General features: G+C 73.8%; 5 protein-coding genes. All 5 read left to right on the forward strand.

Annotated elements, in window-relative coordinates; translation table 11 throughout:
- Positions 1-4 precede the first annotated feature (4 nt).
- Positions 5-487, forward strand: coding sequence for an MSMEG_0572/Sll0783 family nitrogen starvation response protein (locus PKE44_RS15635; protein ID WP_324552970.1), 483 nt, complete (start codon positions 5-7; stop codon positions 485-487).
- Positions 488-497: 10 nt separating this feature from the next.
- Positions 498-1,580, forward strand: coding sequence for a Nit6803 family nitrilase (locus tag PKE44_RS15640; RefSeq protein WP_324552958.1), 1,083 nt, complete (start codon positions 498-500; stop codon positions 1,578-1,580).
- A complete protein-coding gene (locus tag PKE44_RS15645; protein WP_324552961.1) occupies positions 1,486-2,610 on the forward strand; it encodes an MSMEG_0568 family radical SAM protein in 1,125 nt (374 codons plus the stop codon). Before PKE44_RS15640 ends, PKE44_RS15645 begins: the two co-directional genes overlap by 95 nt.
- 106 nt (positions 2,611-2,716) lie before the next feature.
- Positions 2,717-3,304, forward strand: a complete 588-nt coding sequence (locus PKE44_RS15650) for an MSMEG_0567/Sll0786 family nitrogen starvation N-acetyltransferase (RefSeq protein WP_324552964.1) — start codon at positions 2,717-2,719, stop codon at positions 3,302-3,304.
- On the forward strand, positions 3,301-4,299 hold a 999-nt coding region (locus PKE44_RS15655), incomplete at its 3' end, for a sll0787 family AIR synthase-like protein (RefSeq protein WP_324552967.1). The genes PKE44_RS15650 and PKE44_RS15655, both read left to right, overlap by 4 nt.

Here is a 4,299-nt window from a genome sequence, read left to right on the forward strand (position 1 = left end):
CCCGATGCCCGCAGTCACCCGCCCCGCCCATGCCACCGGCGAATATCTGGTCGATTACGAAGAAAAGGTTTTCGAGGATGTGAAAGCCGCGCCCGGCGAAAAGGCGCTGGTCACCTTCCATACCGTCGCCTTCGAAGGCTCGATCGGTCTGGTCAACCTGCTGCAGGCGACGCGCCTGCAGCGCAAGGGCTACGAGACCACGATCCTGCTGTACGGCCCCGGCGTCACGCTCGGCGTGCAGCGCGGCTTTCCGACGCTCGGCGACGAAGCCTTCGCCGGGCACCAGAACTACGCGAAGCAGCTCACGCGCTTCCTGCAGGAGGGCGGCAAGGTCTATGCGTGCCGCTTCGCGCTGCAGGCGCTGTACGGCCACGGCGAGGGCGCGCTGGTCGAGGGCATCCGGCCGATCCATCCGCTCGATGTGCTCGACCTGATGCTGCTGCACCGCAAGGCCGGTGCGGTGATCCTCGACACCTGGACGCTCTGAGGCCGTCGCCATGAGCCCGCCGCGCACGGTACGTGCCGCCGCCGTCCAGATCTCGCCCGTGTTCGAGTCCGCCGACGGCACGCTCGGCAAGGTCTGCGATGCGATCGACGAGGCTGCCCTGCGCGGCGTCGAGCTGATCGTGTTCCCGGAGACCTTCGTCCCCTACTACCCGTACTTCTCGTTCGTGCGCCCGCCGGTGCAGGCGGGCCGCGAGCACCTGCGCCTGCACGCGCTGTCGCCGACCGTGCCGGGGCCGCTGACCGAGCGCGTGTCGGAGCGCGCCCGGCGCCACGGCATGGTCGTCGTGCTCGGCATCAACGAGCGCGATCACGGCACGCTCTACAACGCCCAGCTCATCTTCGACGCCGACGGCACGCTGCTGCTGAAGCGCCGCAAGATCACGCCGACCTACCACGAACGCATGATCTGGGGTCAGGGCGACGGCGCCGGCCTGCGGCCGGTCGACACCCGCGTCGGCCGGGTCGGCGCGCTGGCCTGCTGGGAGCACTACAACCCGCTGGCGCGCTACGCGCTGATGGCGCAGCACGAGGAAATCCACTGCGCGCAGTTCCCCGGCTCGCTGGTCGGGCCGGTGTTCGCCGAGCAGATGGACGTGACGATCCGCCACCACGCGCTGGAGTCCGGCTGCTTCGTCGTCAACGCCACCGGCTGGCTCACCGACGCGCAGATCGAGGCGATCACCCGCGATCCGGCCCTGCAGCCGGCGCTGCGCGGGGGCTGCAACACCGCGATCGTCTCGCCCGAGGGCGTGCACCTCGCGCCGCCGCTGCGCGAGGGCGAGGGCATGGTCGTCGCCGACCTCGACTTCGCACTGATCCACAAGCGCAAGCGAATGATGGATTCGGTCGGCCATTACGCCCGCCCCGAGCTGCTGTCGCTGTGCCTCGACGACCGCCCCGCCCGCCCGCTGCACAGCGCCGGTGCCGCCGGTGCCGCCGCCCTGTCCACGCCGTCCTTCCTCTCCGGAGTCCCGAGCCATGAGCCTGCCCGCCGCCCTGCCGCCGCTGCCGCCGCTGTCGAAGAACCGGGAACTGCTGACGGAGCTGCAGTCCGCGGGTCTGCACCTGCTTGACGGCGGACTGAGCGGCAACAGCCGCCGCGGCGGTGCCGGTCCGTCCGACCATCAGGCGCTGAGCCTCGACGGCCACACGCTGATGGTGCCGACGCACACGGCCGCCGTCTGGCAGTCGCCGTTCACGGCGACGCGCGATGCCGACGGCCGCGGCACGCTGCTGCGCGAGGGCCGGCCGCTCGCGCGCATCGACTTCGTGCAGCGGCCGCGCTTCCACGCGCTCACGACCGCCGACGGCATCCCGTATGCGCAGATCGCCACGCTGCACGGCCGCGACGTGCTGGCCTCGACCGTGCTGCAGACCTGCATCCGCTACCAGAGCCGGCGCAAGACCTGCCAGTTCTGCGCGATCGGCCAGTCGCTCGCCGCCGGGCGCACGCTGGCGCGCAAGACGCCCGAACAGCTCGCCGAGGTCGCCGCCGCGGCGGTGCGGCTCGACGGCGTGCGCCAGATGGTGCTGACCACCGGCACGCCGAACGCCACCGACCGCGGCGCGGCCGTACTCGCCGACAGCGCCCGCGCGATCCGCGCCGCGGTCGATCTGCCGATCCAGGCGCAGTGCGAGCCGCCCGACGATCCGCGCTGGTTCGAGCGCCTGCGCGCGGCCGGCGTCGATACGCTCGGCATGCACCTCGAAGCGGTCACGCCGGAGGTGCGCGCGCGGATCATGCCCGGCAAGGCGACGGTGCCGCTCGCGGTGTACTGGCAGGCCTTCGAACGCGCGGTCGAGGTGTTCGGCCGCGGCCAGGTCAGCACCTACCTGCTCGCCGGCCTCGGCGATCCGCCGGCGGCCATCCTCGCCGCCTGCGAGCGGCTGGTGGCGCTCGGCGTGTATCCGTTCGTCGTGCCCTTCGTGCCGATCGCCGGCACGCCGCTCGAAGACCATCCGGCCCCGTCGGCGGCGTTCATGCGTGCGCTGCTGGAACCGCTCGGCGCGATGCTCGAAGCCGCCGGCCTGCGCGCGGCCGACAGCAAGGCCGGCTGCGGGCGCTGCGGTGCCTGCTCGACGCTGTCGCTGTACGGAGGCTGACATGGACGCATGCCCCCTGCTGCCGGCAGTCCCCGGCCCGCTGCCGGCGCCGGAGGCCGGTCACGCGGAACCCTTGTGCCTTTCAGCCCCCCGCCCCTCGCGGGACATGGCCCGGGAAGCAGGGGAGAACGCTCCTGCACCGGCGTGTGACCGGCATGACGCCCGGCCGCTGCCCGTCACGGTCGCGCTGCGCGTGCGGCTCGCGAACGGACCGGCCGAACGCGCCGGCGCGCTGGCGCTGCGCCGGGCGGTGTTCTGCGGCGAGCAGGCCGTGTTCGCGGACAGCGACCGCGACGCCATCGACGACGAGGCCGACTTCCTCGTCGCGGTGCCGCTGTCCGCCGGCGCCACGGCGGCGCCGGTGCTCGGCACCGTGCGCATCCATCGCGATGCGCCGCGGCGCTGGTGGGGCTCGCGGCTTGCGGTCGACCGGCTCTGGCGCGGCCACGGCCGGCTCGGCGCCGGGCTGATCCGGCTGGCGGTCGCGACCGCGAATGCGCGCGGCTGCGACGAGTTCCTCGCCCATGTGCAGGCGCAGAACGAGCCGCTGTTCCGGCGCCTCGGCTGGATCACGCTCGCCCGCGAAAGCCTGCACGGCCGGGCGCACTGCCTGATGCGCGCCGATCTCGCGGCCTTTCCGCCGCATCCGGACCCGGCCACCGGCGAGCGCCTGCTGGCGCGGAGGGCACGATGAACGCGCCGCCCGACCGGGAATCGCTGCTCGCGCTGATCGCCACGCTGCGGGCCGGGCGCGGCTACCTGCACAAGACCGACATCGCCGCCGCTGCCGGCACGCTCGAAGCCGTGCCCGGCGTCGCCGGTGACGACGGCCACGGCCTCGGCGATGACTGCGCCGTGCTGCGCGTGCCCGGCGGCGGCGAAGGCTGGCTGCTGTTCGCGATGGAGGGGCTGGTCGAGGAACTCGTCGCGCAGGCGCCGTGGTTCGCCGGCTTCTGCAGCGTGCTGGTCAACCTCAGCGACGTGGCCGCGATGGGCGGCCGGGCGCTGGCGGTCGCCGATGCGCTGTGGGCACGCGATGCGCGCCACGGCGCCGAGGTGCTCGCCGGCATCGGCGCGGCGGCCCGCGCCTTCGGTGTGCCGGTCGCCGGCGGCCACAGCAACTACCGCGCGCAGCGCGAGCAGCTCGCCGTGGCCGTCACCGGCCACGCCCGGCGCCTGCTGACCAGCTTCGATGCGCGCCCCGGCGACCGGCTGCTGATGGCCGTCGACCTGCGCGGCGACTGGGTGGCGCCGTGGCCGTACTGGGATGCCGCGACGCGCGCCCCGGCCGAACGGCTGCGCGGCGATCTCGAACTGCTGCCGCGGCTCGCCGAGGACGGCCTGAGCCGCGCGGCCAAGGACATCAGCATGGCCGGCATCGCCGGCACGGCGCTGATGTTCGCCGAGTGCTCGCGCGCGGGTCTCGTCATCGAGCTTGACGCCATCCCGGCCCCGCCCGGCGTCGAGGTCGCGCACTGGCTGGCCGCCTTCCCGAGCTACGGCTACCTGCTCGCAGCCGCACCGACGCAGGCCGAAGCCGTGCTCGAACGCTTCCGCGCCCGCGGAATCGCCGCGGCCGACATCGGCGGCTTCGAGCCAGGCAGCGGCGTGCGGCTCGAAAGCCGCCGCGCCGGGGCCGTCGCCGGGTTCCACGACTGGCAGCAGCAGCCGTTCATCCGGCCGCCGGCC

Source organism: Plasticicumulans sp. (assembly GCF_035331805.1).
In the GTDB taxonomy this organism is placed as follows: domain Bacteria; phylum Pseudomonadota; class Gammaproteobacteria; order Competibacterales; family Competibacteraceae; genus Plasticicumulans.

Coding starts and splice junctions, on each gene's coding strand:
- PKE44_RS15635 (WP_324552970.1), top strand. CDS start 5: ATGCCCGCAGTCACCCGCCCCGCCCATGCCACCGGCGAATATCTGGTC.
- PKE44_RS15640 (WP_324552958.1), top strand. CDS start 498: ATGAGCCCGCCGCGCACGGTACGTGCCGCCGCCGTCCAGATCTCGCCC.
- PKE44_RS15650 (WP_324552964.1), top strand. CDS start 2,717: ATGGCCCGGGAAGCAGGGGAGAACGCTCCTGCACCGGCGTGTGACCGG.
- PKE44_RS15645 (WP_324552961.1), top strand. CDS start 1,486: ATGAGCCTGCCCGCCGCCCTGCCGCCGCTGCCGCCGCTGTCGAAGAAC.